We start from the raw sequence: 20,753 nt of genomic DNA, 5'->3' as shown, positions 1-20,753 counted from the left end.
CGCCGGAAAAAGCAAAGGCACCTTGCGGTGCCTTTGCTAGATGCAACGGGTCGGGATCCGGGGATCAGAAGCGCTGCTGGTACTTCATGTACATGAAGCGGCCGATGTCGAAGCCGCCGTAGTAGGTGAAGCTGCTGTTGGGCTGGCTGTACATCACCGGGCCGACGTGCTTGAAGACGTTGTTCACGCCCAGCGACACGGTGCCGTTCCACGGCAGGCTGTAGCGCACCTGCAGGTCATGGAAGGTGTTGGCGCCGACCTTGCGGCTGGGCTGCACGTCGGTGTACGGGGAACGGAAGTCCGGCAGGTTGCACTCCGGGCCGCCATCCAGGTCGTACGAGCACTTCTCCTTCATGCCCGAGTAGTAGCGCGTGGTCCAGCCGATGCCCAGGTCGCCGTACTGCCAGTCGAGGTTGAGGTTGGAGCGCACGCGGAAGTTGCCACCCCAGCCGGTGAACTCCTCGACCGGGGTGCTGTCCACGTTGTCGCTCTTGCGCGACAGGTAGTCGACGTAGGTCGTGTTCCAGCTGACCGCGAAGCGGCCGATGGCCAGTTCCGGCAGGCGGTAGCGCACGCCGAGGTCGTAGCCGGCGGTTTCCTGGTAGCCGGCGTTGTTGAGCGAGCGGTTCATGCCGCTGACCTGGCCCTTGTTGCTGCCGGAGGTGTAGCGGGTGAAGCGCGAGCATGCCGAGGCGATGCCCTGCACATAGCACTGGTTGAGGATGTCGGTGGCCGATTCGCCGACGATGACGTTGTCGATGCGGATCTTCCACCAGTCCAGGCTCAGGTCCAGGCCGCTGACGAAGTCCGGGCTGTAGACCACGCCCACCGTCCAGGTCTTGGCGGTCTCGGGCTTCAGTTCCGGGTTGGAGCCGGAGGTGAAGTCGGTCACCGCCTGCACGCCGGAGGTGCTGGCCAGTTCGCCGTCGCCGGTCTTCTGGCGGAAGCCGGCGCCCAGGCCGGCGGCGGTGCAGCGTGCGGCCACTTCGGCATTGCGCGCGGCGGCGCCGAACGAGCGGTCGCACGGGTCGGTGATGCGGTCGCGGGTGGTCACGGTGCCGCCGTACAGGTCATCCACAGTGGGCGCGCGGAAGCCGGTGCCGTAGGTGGCGCGGACCAGCAGGTCGTCGACCGGCTTCCACTTCAGGCCGAACTTGCCGTTGGTGGTGCCGCCGAAGTTGTCGTAGTCCGAATAGCGCCCGGCCACCTCCAGCGACAGCTCGCGTGCGAACGGCAGGTCGGCCAGCAGCGGCACCTGCAGTTCCAGGTAGACCTCGTCCAGCGTGTAGTCGCCGCGGGTCGGCTGGCCGCTGGTGCCGGCGATCTCGCCGTTCTGCACCATCAGGTCCGGGGTATAGCTGGCTTCCTCGCTGCGGTGCTCCACGCCCATCGCGGCCATGATGTCGCCAGCCGGCAGGCTGAACAGCGAGCCGGAGATGTTGGCGCTGACCACCTTGGTGGTGCTCTGGATGTCATCGACGAAGCTGCGGAACAGGTAATCGCGCACGGCCGGGTCGCCGCTGAGCGAGCCGGGGCTGTTGCTGCCCATCGGCGCCAGCGGGTTCCACGGCACGCAGCCCTGGATCACGTTGTCCGGGGTGCCGCAGCGGGCCACGCCATTGGCATCGATGAAGGACGCGCCCACCGCCTTGTTGACGTTGGGCTGGTACATGCTCTGCAGCGTGCGGCGCTCGCCCTCGTTGCGGTTGAACATGTAGCCCACGTTCCAGTCCCAGAAGCGCGAGCCGGTCTCGAAGCTGCCTTCCAGGCCCACGCTGGCGCGCTTGGTGGTCAGGCTGTTGTTGGTCGCGCGCGGGAATTCCTCGGTGCGGTGCGAGAACAGCACGTCCTTGCCCCAGTGGTTGAACGCGCTGTCCTTGGACAGCATCGCCCGGGTGCCGCTGGCCGCCTGCGCCGAAGACACCGAGTAGGGGTAGCCCGCCAGCTGCTTGACCGATTCGCGCTCGCTGTACAGCACGTCGGCGACCACGCGCAGGTCGTCGGTGATCTGGAAGCCGCCGTTGGCGAAGGCCGAGCGGCGCTCCAGGCCCGACAGCAGCGTCATGTTGGTCTTGGTGTTGGCGTAGGCCGAACGGTCGAGCGGCTTGAAGTCCTCCACCTTCGACGGGTCGCCGCCGGGGCCGACGCTGAGCACCTTGCCATCGACCGTGACCGAGCCCCATGCGGTGGTGCCGTTGAGGCCATCGGCGGGGTGGTAGGGGCCGTTCGGATAGGCGGTGAACTCGCGTGCGCCGCCCAGCACCGGGTCTTCCTTCACCTTCTCGGCGCCGAGCGTGACCCAGCCGCGCTCGAAGGTCTTGCCCCAGGTGGCGCTGTAGGCGCGCTTCTGGCCGTCGCCTTCGCCGTACTGGCCGACGTAGGCATTGGCCTGGCCGCCGTCGAAGTTCTTGCGGGTGATGATGTTGACCACGCCGGCGATGGCGTCCGAGCCGTACAGCGCCGATGCACCGTCGGTCAGCACTTCCACGCGCTCGACGATCGCCGACGGGATCGAGCCCACGTCGGAGTAGCCGCCGGCGCTCACGCCCATGCGGCGGCCGTCGACCAGCACCAGGCTGCGCTCGGGGCCCAGGTTGCGCAGGCTGACGAACATGCCGCCGTAGTCGCGCGCCGAGGACAGTGCCGATGCACGGCTCAGCGCCGGCGCGCCGGCGGCGGTGACGTCCTGCAGGATGTCGGCGACGTTGACGTAGCCCTTCTTCTCGATCTCGGCGCGGCTCAGCGCGATGACCGGCTTGGCGCTCTCGACGCTGGCCTGGCGGATGCGCGAGCCGGTGATCTCGACGCGGTCCAGGGTGGTGGTGCCGTCATTGCCGGACTGCGCCAAGGCGGGGGCGCTGCATGCGGTGGCCAGGGCCAGCGCGATGGCGGAACGAAGCGGGGTCGACTTCAGGTACATCGGTTTTCCTTTACTGACTACGAAAAAAAAGCGCCCGTGAAGGGCGCCCTGAACAGATGCGATCACCGTTGGGGGAGGGACGCGGCATCCGTGCCATGCAGCTGCGCTGCCCACCGGCTTCCCGGCGGGCGCGCATCATGGACCAAACGGATCGATGCGTGAAGGGGGAGATTCCGCCATTGCCGGCCGGTCGTCGTCACCCAAGTGGGCGGTGCGCGCGCACCGCCCCCCTTGGCCGTCAGGTCTCGCGCAACGCGGTGGTGATCGGCAGCCGCGCCGCGCGCAGTGCCGGGAACAGGCCGCCGACCAGGCCGATGCCCAGCGCCCACTTCAGGCCGCTCCACAGCAGCTCGGGCGAGACGTGGAACTTGAACACCACCGCGCTGAAGTTGCTGCCGATGGTGGACACGCTGTAGCCGTTGAACACCAGCCACGCCACCGTGCAGCCGAGCAGGCCGCCGACCAGCGCCAGCAGCATGGTCTCGAGCATCACCGCGGTCACCACCGGCAGCCCGCGGAAGCCGATCGCGCGCATGGTGGCGATCTCGCGGGCCCGGGTGGCCACGGCCGCGTACATGGTGTTGAGCGCGCCGAACACCGCACCGATGGCCATGATCGCGCCGATCACCGTGCCGAGGATGCTGATCAGGGTGTTCAACCCGCCGCCCTGCTTGCGGTAGTAGGCACGGGTGGTCTCCACGTCCAGCTTCAGGCGCGGGTCGGCCGCCACCGCCGCCTTGAACTGCTCGAAGCCGGGCTTGCCCTCGGTACGCACGCTGATCGACTGGTAGGCGCCGCGCTGGTAGGTGGTGGCCAGCGTCTGCACGTCGGTCCACAACTCCGAATCGTGCGCGTCGCCGGAGGCGAACACGCCCACCACCGTCCACGTCTGGTTGCCCAGGGTGAGGGTCTTGCCCACCTCCATGTCGCGGAACTGGCCCTGCGCGCCTTCGCCGACCACGATCTCGCGCAGGCCCGGCTTGAACTGCCGGCCCTTCACGATCCTGACCTTGTCGTGCACCGCCCAGCCCATGTCGCCGACGCCGCGGAACTGCGCGTTGACGTCGGTGCCGTCGGCGCGCGACACCAGGTTGACCACCTGCGACAGCTCGGCCGACAGCAGCGGCCGGCCCTGCGCGTCGCGCGCCACCCCCGGCAGCGTGCCCAGCAGCGGCACCTGGTCGCGGGTGATGACCGAATTGGTCTCGGCCTGCGAGCCGCCGCGCAGCACGATGGCGGTGGTGTCGTCGCCGGTGCTGTTGAGCGTGGCCTGGAAGCCTTCGCCCATCGCCAGCATCGCCACCAGCACGCCGACCACGCCGGCGATGCCGACCACGATCACCGACGACGCGCCCCAGCGCTGCGGCAGGCTGGAAATGCCGATGCGGGTGGCGGCCAGCGCCAGCCGCCCGCTGCGGGTGAGCGGCAGCCACAGCGCGATGAGCACGGCCACGGCGGCGACGCCGAACCAGGGCAGTGCGATCCAGGCGCCCAGGCCGATGGCGAGCAGCAGGATGGTCAGCAGGTTCCAAAGCCAGTTCCGCGAACGTTGCCGCGGCTGCCGCGGCCTGGGCTTGCGCAGCAGCTTCCATGCGCCGAGGGCGGAGGCGACCAGCAGGGCGATGCCGAGCAGGTGCAGCGATCTGTGCGTGCCGAACTGCAGCAGCGCGAAACCGAGCAACGCGATCAGGCCAGGGACCCACTTCAGTTTGTTCTTCATGGTCTGCTCCTCAGCGTCCGGCCAGCGCGTCGACGATCTTCAGCCGCTTGGCGCGCAGCGCCGGCAGCACGCCCACGACCAGGCCGATCAGCACGATCAGGCCCAGCCCCATCAGCCAGGTCTGCAGCGGTACCTGCGGCGGCAGCATGCCCATGGTCTTGGGGGCCATCAGCGGCAGCGCCAGCGCCGCCAGGCCCAGGCCGAGGGCGCCGCCCAGGCCGACCAGCAGCACCGATTCGACCATCACCAGCATCAGCACCGTACCGTCCTTGAAGCCGAGCGTCTTGAGCGTGGCCAGCTCCGGGATGCGCTCGCGCACCGCCTGCGCCATGGTGTTGCCGGTCAGCAGCAGCAGGGTGAAGAACACCGCGCCCATGATCGAGGTGACGATCATGCCGATGTCGGCGAACTGCTTGATGAAGGCCTGCTGGAACGCCGACTCGGTCTGGCTCTTGGTCTCGTGGTCGGAGTTGGCCGAGATCGCGTCGATCGCCTGGGCCACGCGCGAGGCGTGGTCGGCGTTGTCCAGCGTCACCGTGTACCAGCTCACCTGGTTCTTGATGTAGTCGTTGGATTCGTCGAAGTACTTCCAGTTCATCATCAACTGGCGCTCGTCGTTGGCCGCGGTGGCGGTGTTCTTCGAGTGGAACACGCCCACCAGCTGCAACGGCCAGTCGTTGCTGCCGCCACGCGGGAAGATCGTGGCCTGCAGCGGGATGGTGTCGCCGATCTTCCAGCCGAACTGATTGGCCAGGCTGGCGCCGACGATGGCGCCGGTGCGGGTGTTGTGGAATGCGTCCAGCTGCTCCTTCGGGATCTCGAACTCGCGGTAGACGTCGAAATAGTTGGGCGCCACCGAGAAGTTGGGGAAGAAGTTCTTCGGGTCCTGGTAGATGCCGCCGAACCACATGCCGTAGGTGACATCGCGCACGCCCTGTACCTGGCGGATCTGCGATTCCAGGCGGATCGGCAGCGACTGGGTGATCGACAGCCGCGAGGCGACGACCAGGCGGTTGGCGCCGGCCACGCTGCTGCCGCCGCTGCTGAAGGCCACGCGGACCGAATCGAGCATGCCGAACAGCAGGAATGCGGTGACCACCGACAGCAGCGTGAACAGGGTGCGGGTGCGGCTGCGGAACAACTGCGCCCAGATCAGCGAGAAGTACTTCATGACGCACCTCCCTGTGCGCCGCGCTGCGGGCGGCTTTGCGGTGAAGGGCCGCGATCGTGTTGTCTGTTCATGGCCGCGCTCCTCAGTGCACCGGGGCGTCGACCAGCTCGCCCTTGTCCAGATGCACGGTATGGGTGGCGTACTCGGCCGCCTTCGGGTCGTGGGTGACCATGATGATGGTCTTGCCGTGCTCGCGGTTGAGCAGCTGCAGCAGGCCGAGCACCTCCTCGGCGCTCTGCCGGTCGAGGTCGCCGGTCGGCTCGTCGCAGATCAGGAACATCGGGTCGGAGACGATGGCGCGGGCGATGGCCACGCGCTGCTGCTGGCCGCCGGACAGCTCGTTGGGGCGATGGTCGCGGCGGTCGGCCAGGCCGACCAGGGCCAGCGCGATCTGCGCACGGCGCCTGCGTTCGCCGGCCGACAGGTTGGTCAGCAGCAGCGGCAGCTCCACGTTCTTCTGCGCGGTGAGCATCGGCATCAGGTTGTAGAACTGGAACACGAAGCCGACGTGGTGGCTGCGCCAGGTCGAAAGCTGGCCGGCGCCGAGCTGGTCGATGCGCTGCCCTTCGATGGCGATCTCGCCGCCGCTGGGCGTGTCCAGTCCGCCGATCAGGTTGAGCAGGGTGGTCTTGCCGGAACCGGACGGGCCCATCAGCGCGACGAAATCGCCGCGGTCGATGTCCAGGTCGATGCCGTGCAGCACCTGCACCTTCTCGGGGCCGCGCTGGTAGGTCTTGGTGATGTTGCGGAGGGTGACGAGGGCGGTCATGGGTGGTCCTCTGCGCTGGTGCGGTGGGTGGCGCTGCCGCGCCGTTCTACTTTTTTCTCCCGCCTGGGGCGGGAGCGGGTGAATGGGGGCGATGCTGCGGCGGTTGCGGTTGCGGTTGCGGTTGCGGTTGCGGTTGTTGCTTTTGCTTCCTGCTTCTGACTTCCCCGGCCGTAGAGCGGGCCGAGCACCGCAGCGGGACAGGGAGCGTAGAGGCGCACGTGTCTGAGCGAAGCGAGTTGTGCGCCGCCCCCTGGCCCGCGAGGAGCGCAGGGAACCGGCGGGCGCAGCCCGGCGGATCGCGTCCCGGCCCGTGTTTCTCTTGGTTACTTCTCTTTGCACGGGCAAAGAGAAGTAACTCGCGCCCCGCAGGGGAGCGAAAGCTCTTGATCCTGCCCTTGCCGTTGCTTCAGCTTTCCAGAACTACACGACAACAGCCAAGACGCAGAGCCAAAGCGGGAGCCTGAAAGCAGAGCTTTCACTCCTGCTACGCAGGAGCGAGCCACCTTTCTTTGCTCGTGCAAAGAAAGGTGGCCCAAAGAAAGCACGCCCTGCCTCCGCGCCCGACGCGCTACGCGCGCCGGGTTCACTCCGCCGGCGGGATTTTTCGACGAGACATCCCTGTCTCGTCGAAAAACGACGTGCATCCATGCACGTCGCCCCTTGCGGGGTCCTGTCCGTCGGCTCCGTCGCTGCGGAAGGGAACCGGAAATCAAAAGCGAGAGCAGAGTCACGAGCAACAGCAACAGCAACAGCAGAAATTCAGTTTTCAGGCCCCTCTCCCCTCCGGGGGAGAAGGCACGGCCTGCGCGCCACTGGCGCGCGTGCCTTGGAGCGCCCACGCCGCCAGCGTGGGCCGGGGCGCGGAGCGGGGGTGCGGTGAGGAACGATGGAGCCCGGACGGATCAGCCATCCCCGGCGCCATGCGTCCTCATCCGGGCGCCCGGTCACTGCGCCGCGTCGCCGGCCAGCGTCACCTTGTCGCCGTCCTTCAACGCCGGCGGCGGGTTCACCACCACCGTCTGTCCCGCCGACAGGCCCGACAGCACCTGCCGGTCCTTGCCCATTTCCATGCCGGTCTTCAGCGCCTGCGCCTGCACCGTGTCGTCGCCGTTGACCACGAACGCCACCGCGTCCTGCCCGCGCTGCACGATCGCCGTTGCCGGCACGCGCACGCCCTCGGGCTTCTTCTCACCGGCGGCCGCCGGCTTTTCCAGGAAGCTCACCCGCACGCCCATCTCCGGCACGATGCGCGGGTCCTTCACCTTCAGCGCCACGCGTACCTTGACCGTGGCCTTGCCGCGGTCGGCGGTGGGGATGATGGCGATCACCTCGGCCGGGATCTTCCAGTCCGGATAGGCGTTGAGCACCGCTTCCACCGGCATCTTCGGCTGCACCCGGCCGATGTAGGCCTCGCCGACCTCGACTTCGATCTCCAGCGAGTCCATGTCGACGATGGTGCCGATGCCGGTGCGGGTGAAGCCGCCGCCGGCCGACAGCGGCGAGACGATCTCGCCCGGCTGCGCCGCCTTGGCGGTGACCACGCCGGCGAACGGTGCGCGCACCACGTTGTTGTCCACGCCCAGGTCGGCGATGGCCAGCGCGTCGCGGGCGACGCTGGTGTTGTGGCGGGCGGTGGCCAGCTGCGCGCGCAGGCTGTCGCGCTGGGCCACGGACTGGTCGTACTGCGAGCGCGACACCAGCTGCCGGCCCACCAGCTGCTGCAGGCGCTGGGCGTCGGCCTCGGCCTGGCGCAACTGCGCCTGCAGGCCTTCGACCTGGCTGCGCGCGGCGTCGAGCTGGGCAGCGTTGAGCGCGCGCTGCGCGTTGGCGTCGATCGGGTCGAGGGTGGCCATGACCTGGCCCTCCTCCACGCGCATGCCTTCCTCGATCATCACCTCGCGCACCTTGCCGGTGATCTTGGCCGACACGGTGGCCATGCGCCGCGCCACCACGTAGCCGCTGGCGTCGAGCACCGAGGTGCTGGCGCTGTCCTGGCCGATGGCGACCACCGGCGCGGTCTCCACCACCACCGGCTTGCCGCGGCTGAAGAAGATGCCGGCGACGATCGCGAGCACCAGCAGCGCCAGCAGTCCAAGCACCCACCACAGCCAGCGGCGCGGGGCGGATGGGCCGGTCGGCGGCGGGGCCGAGCGGTCGATGCGGAGTTCCTTGAGCAGGTCGGCGGAGGTGTTCATCGGTACCGGAACGGGAGGCGGGAAGAAGTGACGGAAGGTAACCCAAACCGGCCCTGGCGGGCTGCCGGTGGCGGGGACCGATTCTAGGTGGCGCGCTTCCACCGCGCAGGTGACGGGTGTCACCCGCCTGGCCTGACCGCCGCCACTGCGGAACCGCGACGCGGCTGGATACCGTGGCGCCATCGATCACGGGAGGCGAGCGGATGGACGCGAGCGGTGAAGTACTGGCGAGCCTGCGCGGGGTGCGCAAGCGCTATGGCGCGCTGCAGGCGCTGGACGGCGTGGACCTGGACCTGCATGCCGGGCAGGTGCTGGCCCTGCTTGGGCCCAACGGCGCCGGCAAGACCACCACCATCGGCCTGTTGCTGGGCCTGCTGCGCGCCGACGCCGGCCAGGTACGCCTGTTCGGGCAGGATCCGCAGCAGGTGGCGCCACGTCGCGGCATCGGCGTGATGCTGCAGGACGCGGCGCTGCCGCCGACGCTGAAGGTCGGCGAGCTGCTGCGGCTGACCGCCAGCTACTACCCGGCACCGCGTCCGCTTGCCGACAGCGCGGCGTTGGCGGGGATCGGCGATCTGCTCGGGCGGCCCTACGGCAAGCTGTCCGGCGGGCAGCAGCGGCGCGTGCAGTTCGCCATCGCCCTGTGTGGACGCCCGCGCCTGCTGTTCCTGGACGAACCCACGGTGGGCCTGGACCTGCCGGCGCGGCAGCGCCTGTGGGCCACCGTGCGCGCGTTGGCCGGCGAGGGCGTGGCGGTGGTGCTGACCACCCACTACCTCGAAGAGGCCGCGCAGCTGGCCGACCGCGTCTGCGTGCTGGTGCGCGGGCGCATCGTCAGCGACGGCAGTGTCGATGCGCTGCGCGCACGGGTGGAAACCCGGCGGGTGCGTTGCCGGTCCGCGCTCGAGTCCGCGGCGGTGGCCACCTGGCCGGGGGTACGCCAGGTACACCGCGACGGCGCCTGGCTGCAGCTCGCCAGCGACCAGGTGGAGATGGTGGTGCGGCGACTGCTCGAGGCCGATCCGGCACTGGCCGGCCTGGAAGTGCAGGCCGCCGGCCTGGACGAGGCGTTCTGCGACCTGACCCGCGACCAAGCCGTCGCTTCCTTCGACCCGCGCGAGGCGGCCTGATGGATACCCTGCGATCCTCCTTCACCGGCGCGCTGGCGCCCATGCCGCGCGGCCGGGTGTTCGCCGCCTACCTGCAGGAAACACGCGCCGAATGCCTGCGCTATCTGCGCAGCCCGTCGTTCCTGCTGCCGACGCTGCTGTTCCCGGCGGTGTTCTTCGTGATGTTCGGGGTGGTGCTCGGCGGGCACGGCCCGGCGGAGGCGCCGCGCTACCTGCTGGCGTCGTACTCCAGCTTCGGGGTGATGGCGCCGGGCCTGTTCGGCTTCGGCATGTCGCTGGCGCTGGAACGCGACAACGGCCTGCTCACCCTCAAGCGCGCGCTGCCGATGCCGCCGGCCGCGTACCTGGCCGGCAAGATGGTGATGGCGATGCTGATGGCCGCGCTGATCAGCGCCGTGCTGCAGGCGCTGGGGCTGGCCCTGGCGCACGTGCAGCTGCAGGTCGCGCAGATGCTCCAGCTGGGCCTGGTCTGCGTCCTGGGCGCGATCCCGTTCTGCGCACTGGGGCTGCTGCTGGGCACCCTGGTCAAGGGCCATGGCGCGCCGGCCGTGGTCAACCTGCTGTACCTGCCGATGGCGTTCCTGTCCGGGTTGTGGTTCCCGCTGCAGATGCTGCCGCCGCTGGTGCGCGCGCAGGCCCCGCTGTGGCCCAGCTACCACCTCAATGCGCTGGCGCAGTCGGCGCTCGGCTTCGATACCGGCAGCGCCTGGCCGCACGTGCTGTGGCTGGCCGTGTTCACCGCCGGGGTGCTGGCCATCGCCGTGCGCCGCCTGCGCCGCCATGGCTGATGGCATGATCGACGCCTGCGCGACAGGAACCGCCCCGTGAACCACCGCCATATCCCCGCCTGGCTGAAGCCCGCCCCCGATTCGGTGGTGGCCGACAACCTCAAGCTCGGCAAGTGGCCCTGGATCGACGCCGTGCACCTGTTGTGGACGGTGTGGGTGTTCCTGACCCCGATGTTCGGCGCGGGCTTCACCCTGCACTGGGCGCTGATCACGTTGTGGTCGTATCCGCTGTTCATCGTGCTGTTCGTGATGACCCTGGTGGCGTCGCGGCGCAACGCACCGCTGTTCGCACTGGCGATGATCGTGCTGTCGATGGCACTGCTGCGCAGCTATCCATCGGGCATGAACTACTTCGTGTTCGGATGCGTGATGCTGCGCTCCAACCGCTGCATCAGCGTGCGCCGGTACCTGCTGGAGCTGGCGCTGCTCAACGCCGGCTTCGTCGCGCTGGCCGCGTGGATCGGCTATCCATGGCAGGTCGTGGCCTGGATCCCGGCGCTGACGGTGATCATCGGCCTGATCGTCAACGTCGAGCGCGCCAGCAACGAGAAGGACGCCGCGCTGCGCTTGTCGCACGAGGAGGTGCGGCGGCTGGCGGCCACGGCCGAACGCGAGCGCATCGGCCGCGACCTGCACGACCTGCTCGGGCATACGCTGTCGCTGATCACGCTGAAGATGGAGCTGTCGCGCAAGCTGTTCGAGCGCGACCCGGTGCGTTCGCGCCGTGAGCTGGCCGAGGCCGAGCAGATCGCGCGCGATGCGCTGGCCCAGGTGCGCAGCGCGGTGACCGGCTTCCGCGCCGCCGACATGGCTGCCGAGCTGGCGTCGGCGCACCTGCTGCTTGAGTCCTCGCACGTGCACCTGCGGCATGCGCCGCCACCACCGATGCCGGCCTGGATCGAATGCGGGCTGGCGATGGTGCTGCGCGAGGCGGTCACCAACATCGCCCGCCACGCGCAGGCCAGCGAGGCGATGATCGCACTGCGGGTCGAGGCCGGCACGGTGCTGCTGGACGTGACCGACAATGGCCGTGGCGGCGTATCGGCCAACGGCAATGGCCTGGCCGGCATGCACGAGCGGGTGGCGGCGCTGGGCGGCACCCTGCGCATCGATTCGCCGCGCGGTGGCGGCACCCGCCTGACGGTGGCCGTACCGATCGGGGAGGCCGTGGCCGCGCCTGCCGCCAGCGACATGCCGGGACCGCCGGCGCTGGAGGCGCGCGCATGATCCGCATCCTGCTGGCGGAGGACCAGGCGATGGTGCGCGGCGCGTTGTCCGCGCTGCTGGGCCTGGAGCCCGACCTCGAGGTGGTGGGGACCGCCGCCGATGGCGAGGCGGCGTGGCGCGAGCTGCAGCGGCTGGGCCCGGACGTGCTGGTCACCGACATCGAGATGCCGGGGCTGACCGGGCTGGAGCTGGCCCAGCGCGTGCAGCGCCACGGGCTGGCGGTGAAGGTGGTGATCGTCACCACCTTCGCCCGCGGTGGCTTCCTGCGCCGCGCCCTGGATGCCGGCGTGCAGGGCTACCTGCTCAAGGACGCGCCGGCGGAAAAACTGGCCGATGCGCTGCGCCAGGTGCATCGCGGCGGCCGCGCCATCGATCCGCAGCTGGCGGTGGAGGCCTGGTCGGAGGCCGATCCGCTCAACGACCGCGAGCGCCAGGTGCTGCGGCTGGCCGGCGAGGGCCGTTCGGCCAACGAGATCGCCGAACAGCTGGGCCTGTCGCACGGCACCGTGCGCAACTACCTGTCCGAGTGCATCGGCAAGCTGGGCGTGGCCAACCGCATCGAGGCACACCGGCTGGCACGGCAGAAAGGCTGGCTGTAGCCGCGGCCGCGTGCGTTCAGTCGCGGCCGCGCGCCATCGCCTGGAACACGCCGTCGCGGCGCACCCACAGGTGGAACAGCGCCGCGCCGACGTGCGCCAGCACGGTGGCGAACAGCACGTAGGCCAGCAGGCCATGCGCGCCACGCAGCGCCGCGTACAGCGCCGGGGTATGCGGCACGATCGCCGGCAGGTGCACGCCACCCCACAGCACGATGGGATAGCCGCCGGCCGAGAGCATGGCCCAGCCGATCAGCGGCATCGCCAGCATCAGCGCGTACAGCATCGCGTGCGAGGCCCGTGCCGCCCGTGCCTGCCACGCCGGCAGGTCGGCCGGCAGCGGTGGCGGGCGGTGGCGCAGCCGGTTGTACAGGCGCAGCAGTGCCAGCACGCCGATGGCGATGCCCAGCGGGCGGTGCAGGTCGATCAGCAGCGGCCGCAGGTGCAGCGAGGCGACCATGGTCACGCCGATGAACAGCATGGCGACGATCATCACCGCCATGGACCAGTGCAGCACCCGCGCCAGCAGGTTGAAATGGCCGTTGCCGGTGCTCATCGCGTGGCCTCCTGCGGCTGCGCCGGGGCGCCGGCGGCGCGTTCGCGCTCGCGGCGGTTGAACGACTGCGAATAGATCGCCGAGCGCGCCGCCAGCACCGGGTCATCGCTGCCGCGCATGCCGTCGGGCAGGATCAGCGGATCGAAGTTCAGTTCGCCGCAGGCGCCCTGTTCCTGCGACTGCATGCGGTCCAGGCTGAGCACGCCGGCCATCACTTCCGTGCGCGATGCCGGCCAGGGAACCGAGGGATCGTCGATCGCATCGCCGGGGCCGGCGAGGCTGACCACCAGGTTCCAGCGCAGTGGCCCGGCAGCCAGCCGGCGCTGCAGGTCCTGGCTGAGGAAATCCGCGTCGACGCGCCCGCGCGCCGCGGCGTCGAGCTCGACCACCGGTGCCTGCGGCTGCCAGCGCCAGCGCACCGCGCGCTTCTGGCCCTGCGCATTGGTGAACCAGAAGCTGTTGATGCCGTTGAACGTGGTGTTGGCCCAGCTGTCGGTCCACGGCGCGGTCCGCGCCCATTGCTGGAACGCCTGCGCGCTGGGGTACTTCGCCAGCACCGTGGCCATCTTCGCCGGATCGGGCTTGCCGGTGGCAGGATCCGGCACCTGCGCGCGGGTCTGTTCGAAGAAGGCCTCGGGCGTGGGTACCGCGAAGAACGGGAAGCTGTTCATCGCCATCCGCCATTCCTGGCCATCGTCGCCGACCAGCTGCAGGGCGATGCTGCGCACCCGCGCATTGCCGTCGGCGCCATGTGGGTCGCCGCCGCCGATCGACAGGCGGCCGAGCACCGGCACCCGCGGCTGCGCGAACACGCGCGCACGCGACAGCGACGGCGCCTGCGCGCTGGGTTCGAACCAGCCGCCCACGCACACGCCCTTGCTGTGCGCGCGGCGGAAGCCGGGATGGGCCGCGCCGGTCGCCTCGATGGTGTCGGTGAAGCGTTGCGCGGTCAGCCGCTCGCGGCCGATCCAGCCGGCCAGCCAGGCGAAGGCCAGGGCGATGGCGCCCAGGATCAGCGCGATCAGCGCGATCCAGGGCAACGGCGTGTGCCGGCGCGGGGCCGGCGGCTGGCGGCCGGCGCGGGTGTAGGGGAACAGTGGCATGTCGCGGTCCTGCCTGGGTCGAGCATGGGAAGGGCCCGCACATCGTCGCAGAACCGGGCAGCCGGAAAAATTCAATTTTTCGTCAGATCTTCCCCACTCCGGGCAGCAGCGGCCGGACCACGCCGGCCGGCAATGCCGGCGTCAGCCGTAACGCGCCTTGAGCATCGCCCACGCCGAGCGCAGCGCCAGCGCTTCGCCACCGGCCGGGCGGCCCGGGCGGTCGCTGTCGTTCCAGGCGTAGACGTCCAGGTGCGCCCAGGTCCGGCCTTCGTCGACGAAGCGTTCCAGGTACAGCGCGGCGGTGACGCTGCCGGCCATGCGCGAACCGGCATTGGCCATGTCGGCGATGCCACTGTTGAGGTAGCGCTGGTAGGGGCGCCACAACGGCATGCGCCACACCGGGTCGCGGGTCTGTTCGCCGGCGTCCAGCCACTGCCGGGCGAGCGTGTCGTCGTTGGCGAACAGCGCCGGCAGGTCCGGCCCCAGGGCGATGCGCGCGGCACCGGTGAGAGTGGCGAAATCGATGATCGCGTCGGGTTGCATCTCGCTGGCGTATGCCAGTGCGTCGCACAGGATCAGGCGGCCCTCGGCGTCGGTGTTGTCGATCTCCACCGTAAGGCCCTTGCGCGTGGTGATGACCTCGCCCGGACGGAACGCATCGGGGCCGACCGCGTTCTCCACCGCCGGCACCACCAGGGTGAGCCGCACCGGCAGCTGCCGGGCCATGACCAGCCCGGCCAGCGCCAGCGCGTGCGCGGCGCCGCCCATGTCCTTCTTCATGTTGCGCATGCCGTCGGCCGGCTTCAGGTCCAGTCCGCCGGTGTCGAAGCACACGCCCTTGCCGACCAGCGCCAGGTGCGGGGCGGTTTCCTCGCCCCAGCGCAGCACGATCAGCCGCGGTGCGCGGTGCGAGGCGCGGCCGACGGCATGGATGGTGGGAAAATTCATCTCCAGCAGCTCGTCGCCGGCGATCACTTCCAGCGTGCCGCCGTGGGCTTCGGCCAGTGCGCGCGCGGCGTCTTCCAGCTGCTGCGGGCCCATGTCCTCGGTCGGGGTGTTGACCCAGTCGCGCACGCGCAGGCAGGCGGCGAGCACGTCCAGCACTTCCGGCGACGGCGTGGCGGCCAGCTGCGCCGGCAGCCGCGCCGGCTTGCGGTAGCGGGCGAAGCGGTAGCTGCCCAGGCCCCAGCCCAGGTGCAGGTTGGCGAGCTCGGCGGCATCGAGCGTGTTGGCCAGCTGCCAGCGGCTGCCGGCCGGCAGTGCGAACGGGGCGTGCGCGTAGGCATGGGCATCGGCGCGGTCGCCGACGCCCAGCACCGCGCCGGCCAGTCCGTCGCTCCCGGGCAGCAGCGCCACGCTGCCGGGCGCGGCGGCGAACTGCTGGCTCCTCAGCCACGCCTGCGTGGCGGCCGGCTGGGCGTCCAGCCATGCAGCGAAGGTCGCCTTGTCGAGCACGTGCAGCGGCAGGGCACCGGCGGAATCGGAGGTGAAGGCGTTGATGGGGGTCATGGCAGGTCTCGTATCAGGCGCCGGGGCCGGCGGGGAGCGGCGGCAGCGGTGCGTTGCCGTCCAGCCAGTCGGCCAGTCCGGTGAGGGTGTCGAACTGCAGGTCCGGCTGCAGGCCGGCGTGGGTCCAGGGGTGGGAGTCGCGGTTGATCCAGCAGCCGCGCAGGCCGGCGCGCATGGCCCCGGCCACGTCCATCTCGGCGTGGTCGCCGACGTGCAGGACATGGGCATGGTCCACGCCCAGCCGCGCGCAGGCGGCGTGGAAGATGCCCGGGTCCGGCTTGGCCGCGCCGAATTCGCGCGAGCCCAGCTGGAAGGCGAACAAGCCGCCGATGCCGATGCGCTGCAGGTCGGCGTTGCCGTTGCTGACCGCCGCGACCGGTACCCGCGCGGCGATGCGGTGCAGGGCATCCAGGGCGTCGGGGTAGAACTCCACCTGGTTGCGCGCGGCGTAGAACGCCTCGTAGGCCGGCTCCAGCAGATCCAGGCCGGCACCGCTGTTCTCCAGCGCCTCGGCCAGGGTCAGCCGGCGCAGCGCGCTCAGGTCATGGTGCAGGTGCGGGTTGTCGTCGAAGGTGCGCACGCGCAGCTCGCGCATGGCTTCCACCGGGTACATCGCCGCCGTGGCCGGGCTGTGGACGCGCATCCAGTCGTGCAGCACCTGGTCGATGCGGGCGCCGATGGGAGCGAACGGCCACAGCGTGTCGTCCAGGTCGAGGGTGATGGCTAGGACAGGAAAGTTCACCGGCCCATTTTACGGCAGCGCGGCGGGCGGCGCCTTGCCTATTCCAGCAGCCGGGCCCAGCCCTGCATGCCGTCCAGCCGCGCCAGCACCAGCTTGGCGCAGACCAGCAGCGGTACCGCCAGCAACAGGCCGACGATGCCCCACAGCCAGCCGAACAGCATCAGCGCCAGCACCAGCATCAACGGCGAGATCGCCATGCGCCGGCCCAGCACGATCGGCGTGACCAGCTGCCCCTCCAGGGTGTGCAGGGCCAGGTAGGCCAGCGCCGGCGCCGCCACCGCCAGCGGCTCGCGGAACTGGGTCAGGCCGACCAGCAGCATCAGCGCGATGCCGATCAGCGGGCCCACGTACGGCGCGAAGTTCAGCAGCATGGCGACCGTGCCCCACAGCAGCGCCTCGGGCGCGGCGATGCCCAGCAGCACCAGCACCCCGGCCAGGGCCAGCCCGACCAGCGCATTGATGATGGTGATGGTCAGCACGTAGCGCGAGACCTCGCGTTCCATCGCGCGCAGGATGTCGGTGGTGAAGCGCTTCTGCTGGCGGTTGGGCAGCAGCGCGATCACGTGCCGCTGCAGGGTTTCGCCGTAGATCATGAAGAACAGGGTCAGCAGCACCACCGCCAGTGCCGAGGCGGCCAGCCGCGGCGTGCGCACCAGCACCTTGTAGGGGTCGTCGAGGCGGGTGCGGATCACTTCCACCTTGCGGTTGTCCTCGCCGCCGGCGGCGCGGGCGAAGCTCTCGGCGGCCTGGTTGGCCTGCTGCACCGGGCGTACCAGGTCGCGGACCTTGCGCGAGACCTCGCGCAGCTGCTGCGGCGTCTCGGCGAACCAGTCGGCGGCCGGCCCGGCCAGCTGCACCGCCAGCGCGCCGGCGCTGGCCAGGCCCAGTGCCAGTACCAGCAATGCGGCCAGGAAGCGCGGCAGGCGCAGTTTCTGCAGCAGGCGGATGATCGGGTTGCCGACCAGGGCGAAGAACATCGCCAGCAGCACCGGCAGGATCACGTCCTGCGCCGCCCACAGCGTCGCACCCACCGCCAGCGTGGCCAGCACCAGCAGGGCGGTGGACGCGCGCGGGCGCGGCGCGGGTGGGGCCAGGTCGGGTGCCGTGGACGTGTCGGGCGACAGGGCGGACATCGGGCGGCACTCCGGGGCGGTAGGGGCGCGGCCGCTGGCCGCGCGGATCAGGGTTCGGACAGTTCGGTGGCGGCCGCGGCCGCCTGCGGCGGCGTGCCGGGCGCCGGTTGCGGCTGCGCAGGCTGCGCGGGTGCCGGCTCGTCCGGGTGCGTGGCGTCATCGCTGGCCGCTTCCGCGGTCGCCGCGGCAGCCGCGGCCAGCCCCGCTTCCTGCAGGGCGGCGATCGACGCCTGCGCCGATGCCACCAGCCCGGAGACCGAGCCGATCATCTGCAGCCAGCGAGCGCCGCTGAAGGCGCCGCCGGGTTCCAGCTTGCCGGCGACGAAACCGCCGGCCAGCCCGGCGATGACGATGCGGCCGGGCGTCCAGCTGCGGCGCCAGGTCGCCTGCAGCGTGTCCCATTGCTGCACGGTTTCGTCCATGCGCACCTGCACGACGGCTTCGGTGCGGCGCACGCGGCGCTGCAGGGCCTCGAAGTTCATGGTGTCCGCTCCCCGGGTACCTCGACGTCGGCGTCCGGGTCGTCCTCGGCCGGTTCGTCGAACAGGCCCAGCCGCGACAGCTGCCGGCGGGTGGCGTGCATGCCGGTGTGGTGGAAGAAATAGGTGACCCGCCAGATCGCGTAGCCGGTGACCGCCAGGCTGGTCAGCGAGGTGACCAGCAGCGACACGAACCAGGACAACCCCAGGGAATGCAGCAGGGCGATCAGCGTGGCCGCCAGCAGCAGCCACGCCGAGGCGCCGAACACGATGGCCACGCCGCTCCAGGCCAGGCCGCGGCCGAAGGCGCTGCGGGCCAGGGCGAAATCGGCCGAGGCCAGTCGCCGCAGCGAGCGCAGCGTGTGGGTCGCCGAGTCCAGCGTCTGCCGGCCGGCGCTGCCGACCTGGCGGATGCTCTCCTCCAGCCCCGGCGCCGTGTTGCCGGCCTCGTCGTTGCCGTTTCCGGTGGCGCCGGATGGTGGCGCGTTGTCGCCCACGCCCGCGTCAGTCGTTGCTGCGGGCGAGCTTGGCGATGATCCAGCCGGCGGCGAAGGCCACGCCGAACGAGGCCAGCGGGCGCTCGCGGATCAGGTCGGCGGCGCTGTCGATCAGGTCCTTGCCCTTGTCCATCAGCGCGTCCATCTGCTCCTTGGCGGCGGCGCCGGACAGCTCGGCGGCTGCCAGCCCGGACAGGGCGCTGTCGGACAGCTCGGCCTTGACGTTGGCCTTGCCCAGGCGCAGTTCGTCGCCGGCCAGGCCGGCCGCGTCCTTGACCGCCGAGCCGGCGGCGCGCGCGGCCGATTTCAGGTGCGATCCGGCGTCGCCCAGATGGTCCTTCATGGTGTCGGTGTTGGTGGGGCTCATTGTTTCGTCTCCTTCGGTTCGGGGGGACGCCAGCGTGGGGCGCAGGGAAAGCAATACCAGCGGCCGGGTGTAAGGAACGTTACGGGCGCCGGCCGATCATCGCATCACCAGCTGTCCCTGCGTGTTGCCGCGCACGATGCTCAGCACCAGCTGCGGCGGGCGCGGGCTGAAACTCGCGCGCCAGCTGGCCAGATCGACGAACTCGCCGCTGCTCGCGGCAAGCACGATATCGCCACCGGCCAGCCCGGACTGCGCGGCGCGGCTGCCGCGCGCCACCTCGCTGACCAGTACGCCGTTGAGGCCGGACTGGCGTGCCGATTCGGGCAGGTCGACGAACGTGGCGCCGGACAGGCGCGGGTCCAGCGTATCACCGGTCACCGCGCGCGGCTGTTCCTTGAGCGTGGCCTTGAGCTGCAGCGGCTTGCCGTCGCGGCGCACGTCGAGCTCGACGACCCGGCCCACCGGCTGCAGGCCCTCGAAGTTGTGCAGTGCCTGGGCGTTGTCCACGCGCTGACCGTTGATCGCGGTGACCACGTCGCCGGCGCGCAGCCCGGCGGCCGCCGCGGCCGAGCCGGCCAGCACCCGCGTGACCAGCGCGCCGCGCGCTTCGGCCAGGCCCAGCCCCTGCGCGATCTGCGGACTCAGGTTCTGGGTTTCCACGCCCAGCGTGCCGCGCACCACCACGCCCTTGGTGATCAGCTGCTCGACCACGTCGCGGGCGAGGTTGGAGGGAATGGCCAGGCCCAGGCCGATGTTGCCGGCCATGCTGCCCTGCGGGTTGAAGCTGGCGGTGTTGATGCCGACCAGCTGGCCGGCCAGGTTGACCAGCGCGCCGCCGGAATTGCCCGGGTTGATCGAGGCGTCGGTCTGGATGAAGTTCTGGTAGCCCAGCCCGCGGATGCCGCTGCGGCCCACCGCCGAGACGATGCCCGAGGTCACCGTCTGGCTGAAGCCGAACGGGTTGCCGATGGCCACCACGAAGTCGCCGGTGCGCAGCTGGTCGCTGTCGCCCAGCGGCAGCGCGGTGAGCTTCTCCGCGGGGATGCGGATCAGCGCGATGTCGGTGTCGCGGTCCGAACCCAGGAACTCGGCCTTGACCGTGCGCCCGTCGGCCAGCGTCACCTGCACGTCGTCGGCGTTCTCGATCACGTGGTGGTTGGTCAGCACGTAGCCCCTGGCCGCGTCGATGATCACGCCCGAGCCCAGCGACTCGTTGATGCGCTCCTGCGGTACCTGCGGGAACAGGCGGCGGAAGAACGGGTCGTCGAAGAACGGGTTGCGCACCCGTACCACCTGCTTGGTGTTGACGCTGACCACCGCCGGCATCACCCGTTCCAGCATCGGCGCCAGCGACGGCACCGGCTGCCCGGCGACGGAGGCCGGCAACGCCGCGGTGGCGGGCAGCATGGCACCGGTGGACGCCTGGGCGCGGTTGTCCAGGTGGGCGTTGATGGCGCTGGCGGTGAAACCACCGAAGGCGGCGGCCAGGGCGAGGGTGAGCAGGGTCGGGAGCGGTCGCATAAGGGCCGGGGTTCCATGCGGGGACGCCGCGCGGGGCGTCCGGGTGGGGCGGGAGTGGCTGAATGGAGTGTGGCGGCAGCGACCTAAATCGACAATGAAACATTCCGCAGCGCCGCAATCGCAGGGACGCCAAGCCCTGCGCGGATTGCAAGATCCCGGGGGCAGATTTTTCGTTTGACATCACCCATGCGGTGGGTAAGCTTGGCATCGCCATCAGCCACTAGATGTTGGGTTGATGTGAAATGCGTCCCCAAGAAGTAGGGTTGAGGCCCGGGGTGCAGGCACCCCATAGGAAGGCGTGCAATGACGACGGAAGCGATGCAGACCCCC

18 protein-coding genes are annotated in these 20,753 nt (G+C 70.3%); 4 read left to right on the top strand and 14 right to left on the bottom strand.

The features are described from left to right. Positions 1-64 precede the first annotated feature (64 nt). The 5 genes from QQA12_RS14720 to QQA12_RS14700 all read right to left on the bottom strand — a co-directional run bounded on the left by QQA12_RS14720 (position 65) and on the right by QQA12_RS14700 (position 8,775). Positions 65-2,920 carry a TonB-dependent receptor gene (locus tag QQA12_RS14720; protein ID WP_226049694.1) on the bottom strand — a complete coding sequence of 952 codons (2,856 nt, stop codon included), beginning with the start codon at positions 2,918-2,920 and terminating at the stop codon, positions 65-67. Positions 2,921-3,158: 238 nt separating this feature from the next. Further along, entirely contained in the window at positions 3,159-4,640 is a 1,482-nt protein-coding gene (locus QQA12_RS14715; protein WP_226049693.1) for an ABC transporter permease, read from the bottom strand. Positions 4,641-4,650: 10 nt separating this feature from the next. Then, positions 4,651-5,811, bottom strand: a complete 1,161-nt coding sequence (locus QQA12_RS14710; protein WP_226049692.1) for an FtsX-like permease family protein — start codon at positions 5,809-5,811, stop codon at positions 4,651-4,653. A gap of 82 nt (positions 5,812-5,893) precedes the next feature. Then, a complete protein-coding gene (locus QQA12_RS14705) occupies positions 5,894-6,580 on the bottom strand; it encodes an ABC transporter ATP-binding protein (protein ID WP_104939792.1) in 687 nt (228 codons plus the stop codon). Between the two features lie 944 nt (positions 6,581-7,524). Beyond that, positions 7,525-8,775 (bottom strand): efflux RND transporter periplasmic adaptor subunit, encoded by a 1,251-nt coding sequence (locus QQA12_RS14700; protein WP_226049691.1) that lies wholly within the window; start codon positions 8,773-8,775, stop codon positions 7,525-7,527. Positions 8,776-8,978: 203 nt separating this feature from the next. Between QQA12_RS14700 and QQA12_RS14695 the strand changes: the two genes are divergently transcribed. From QQA12_RS14695 to QQA12_RS14680, 4 genes are read left to right on the top strand one after another with little or no spacing between them, the layout of a single operon-like run. Then, the gene (locus QQA12_RS14695) at positions 8,979-9,905 is read left to right on the top strand and encodes an ABC transporter ATP-binding protein (protein WP_226049690.1); all 927 of its coding nucleotides are present in this window, start codon (positions 8,979-8,981) and stop codon (positions 9,903-9,905) included. Beyond that, positions 9,905-10,693: an ABC transporter permease gene (locus QQA12_RS14690; protein WP_226049689.1), complete on the top strand. Its 789-nt coding sequence runs from the start codon at positions 9,905-9,907 to the stop codon at positions 10,691-10,693. Before QQA12_RS14695 ends, QQA12_RS14690 begins: the two co-directional genes overlap by 1 nt. Positions 10,694-10,729: 36 nt before the next feature. Beyond that, positions 10,730-11,920 (top strand): sensor histidine kinase, encoded by a 1,191-nt coding sequence (locus QQA12_RS14685; protein WP_226049688.1) that lies wholly within the window; start codon positions 10,730-10,732, stop codon positions 11,918-11,920. Further along, on the top strand, positions 11,917-12,519 hold the full coding sequence (locus QQA12_RS14680) for a response regulator transcription factor (RefSeq protein WP_054667956.1): 603 nt from the start codon (positions 11,917-11,919) through the stop codon (positions 12,517-12,519). The genes QQA12_RS14685 and QQA12_RS14680 overlap by 4 nt, the downstream gene beginning before the upstream one ends. A gap of 16 nt (positions 12,520-12,535) precedes the next feature. Here the strand turns inward: QQA12_RS14680 and QQA12_RS14675 are convergent, their stop codons facing one another. The 9 genes from QQA12_RS14675 to QQA12_RS14635 all read right to left on the bottom strand — a co-directional run bounded on the left by QQA12_RS14675 (position 12,536) and on the right by QQA12_RS14635 (position 20,423). Further along, on the bottom strand, positions 12,536-13,072 hold the full coding sequence (locus QQA12_RS14675) for a cytochrome b (protein WP_226049687.1): 537 nt from the start codon (positions 13,070-13,072) through the stop codon (positions 12,536-12,538). Next, entirely contained in the window at positions 13,069-14,175 is a 1,107-nt protein-coding gene (locus QQA12_RS14670) for a catalase family peroxidase (RefSeq protein ID WP_226049686.1), read from the bottom strand. The genes QQA12_RS14675 and QQA12_RS14670 overlap by 4 nt, the downstream gene beginning before the upstream one ends. Positions 14,176-14,316: 141 nt before the next feature. After that, complete coding sequence (locus QQA12_RS14665) at positions 14,317-15,684, bottom strand: leucyl aminopeptidase family protein (protein WP_226049685.1); 1,368 nt, start codon at positions 15,682-15,684, stop codon at positions 14,317-14,319. Between the two features lie 13 nt (positions 15,685-15,697). Further along, on the bottom strand, positions 15,698-16,426 hold the full coding sequence (locus tag QQA12_RS14660; protein WP_226049684.1) for an HAD-IA family hydrolase: 729 nt from the start codon (positions 16,424-16,426) through the stop codon (positions 15,698-15,700). Between the two features lie 38 nt (positions 16,427-16,464). Then, on the bottom strand, positions 16,465-17,559 hold the full coding sequence (locus tag QQA12_RS14655; protein ID WP_226049683.1) for an AI-2E family transporter: 1,095 nt from the start codon (positions 17,557-17,559) through the stop codon (positions 16,465-16,467). A gap of 47 nt (positions 17,560-17,606) precedes the next feature. Next, positions 17,607-18,041 (bottom strand): protein sip-5, encoded by a 435-nt coding sequence (locus tag QQA12_RS14650; RefSeq protein WP_226049682.1) that lies wholly within the window; start codon positions 18,039-18,041, stop codon positions 17,607-17,609. Further along, entirely contained in the window at positions 18,038-18,463 is a 426-nt protein-coding gene (locus QQA12_RS14645; protein WP_225546763.1) for a phage holin family protein, read from the bottom strand. The genes QQA12_RS14650 and QQA12_RS14645 overlap by 4 nt, the downstream gene beginning before the upstream one ends. 79 nt (positions 18,464-18,542) lie before the next feature. After that, a complete protein-coding gene (locus QQA12_RS14640; RefSeq protein ID WP_054667940.1) occupies positions 18,543-18,902 on the bottom strand; it encodes a hypothetical protein in 360 nt (119 codons plus the stop codon). Positions 18,903-18,998: 96 nt separating this feature from the next. Continuing rightward, complete coding sequence (locus QQA12_RS14635) at positions 18,999-20,423, bottom strand: Do family serine endopeptidase (RefSeq protein ID WP_054667938.1); 1,425 nt, start codon at positions 20,421-20,423, stop codon at positions 18,999-19,001. Positions 20,424-20,753 lie beyond the last annotated feature (330 nt).

Origin of the sequence: Stenotrophomonas sp. 17(2023) (genome assembly GCF_030345315.1) — a bacterium.
Classification (GTDB): domain Bacteria; phylum Pseudomonadota; class Gammaproteobacteria; order Xanthomonadales; family Xanthomonadaceae; genus Stenotrophomonas; species Stenotrophomonas acidaminiphila.
The sequence above is the reverse complement of the archived record's forward strand: the minus strand, read 5'-3'. Positions and strand labels throughout refer to the sequence as shown.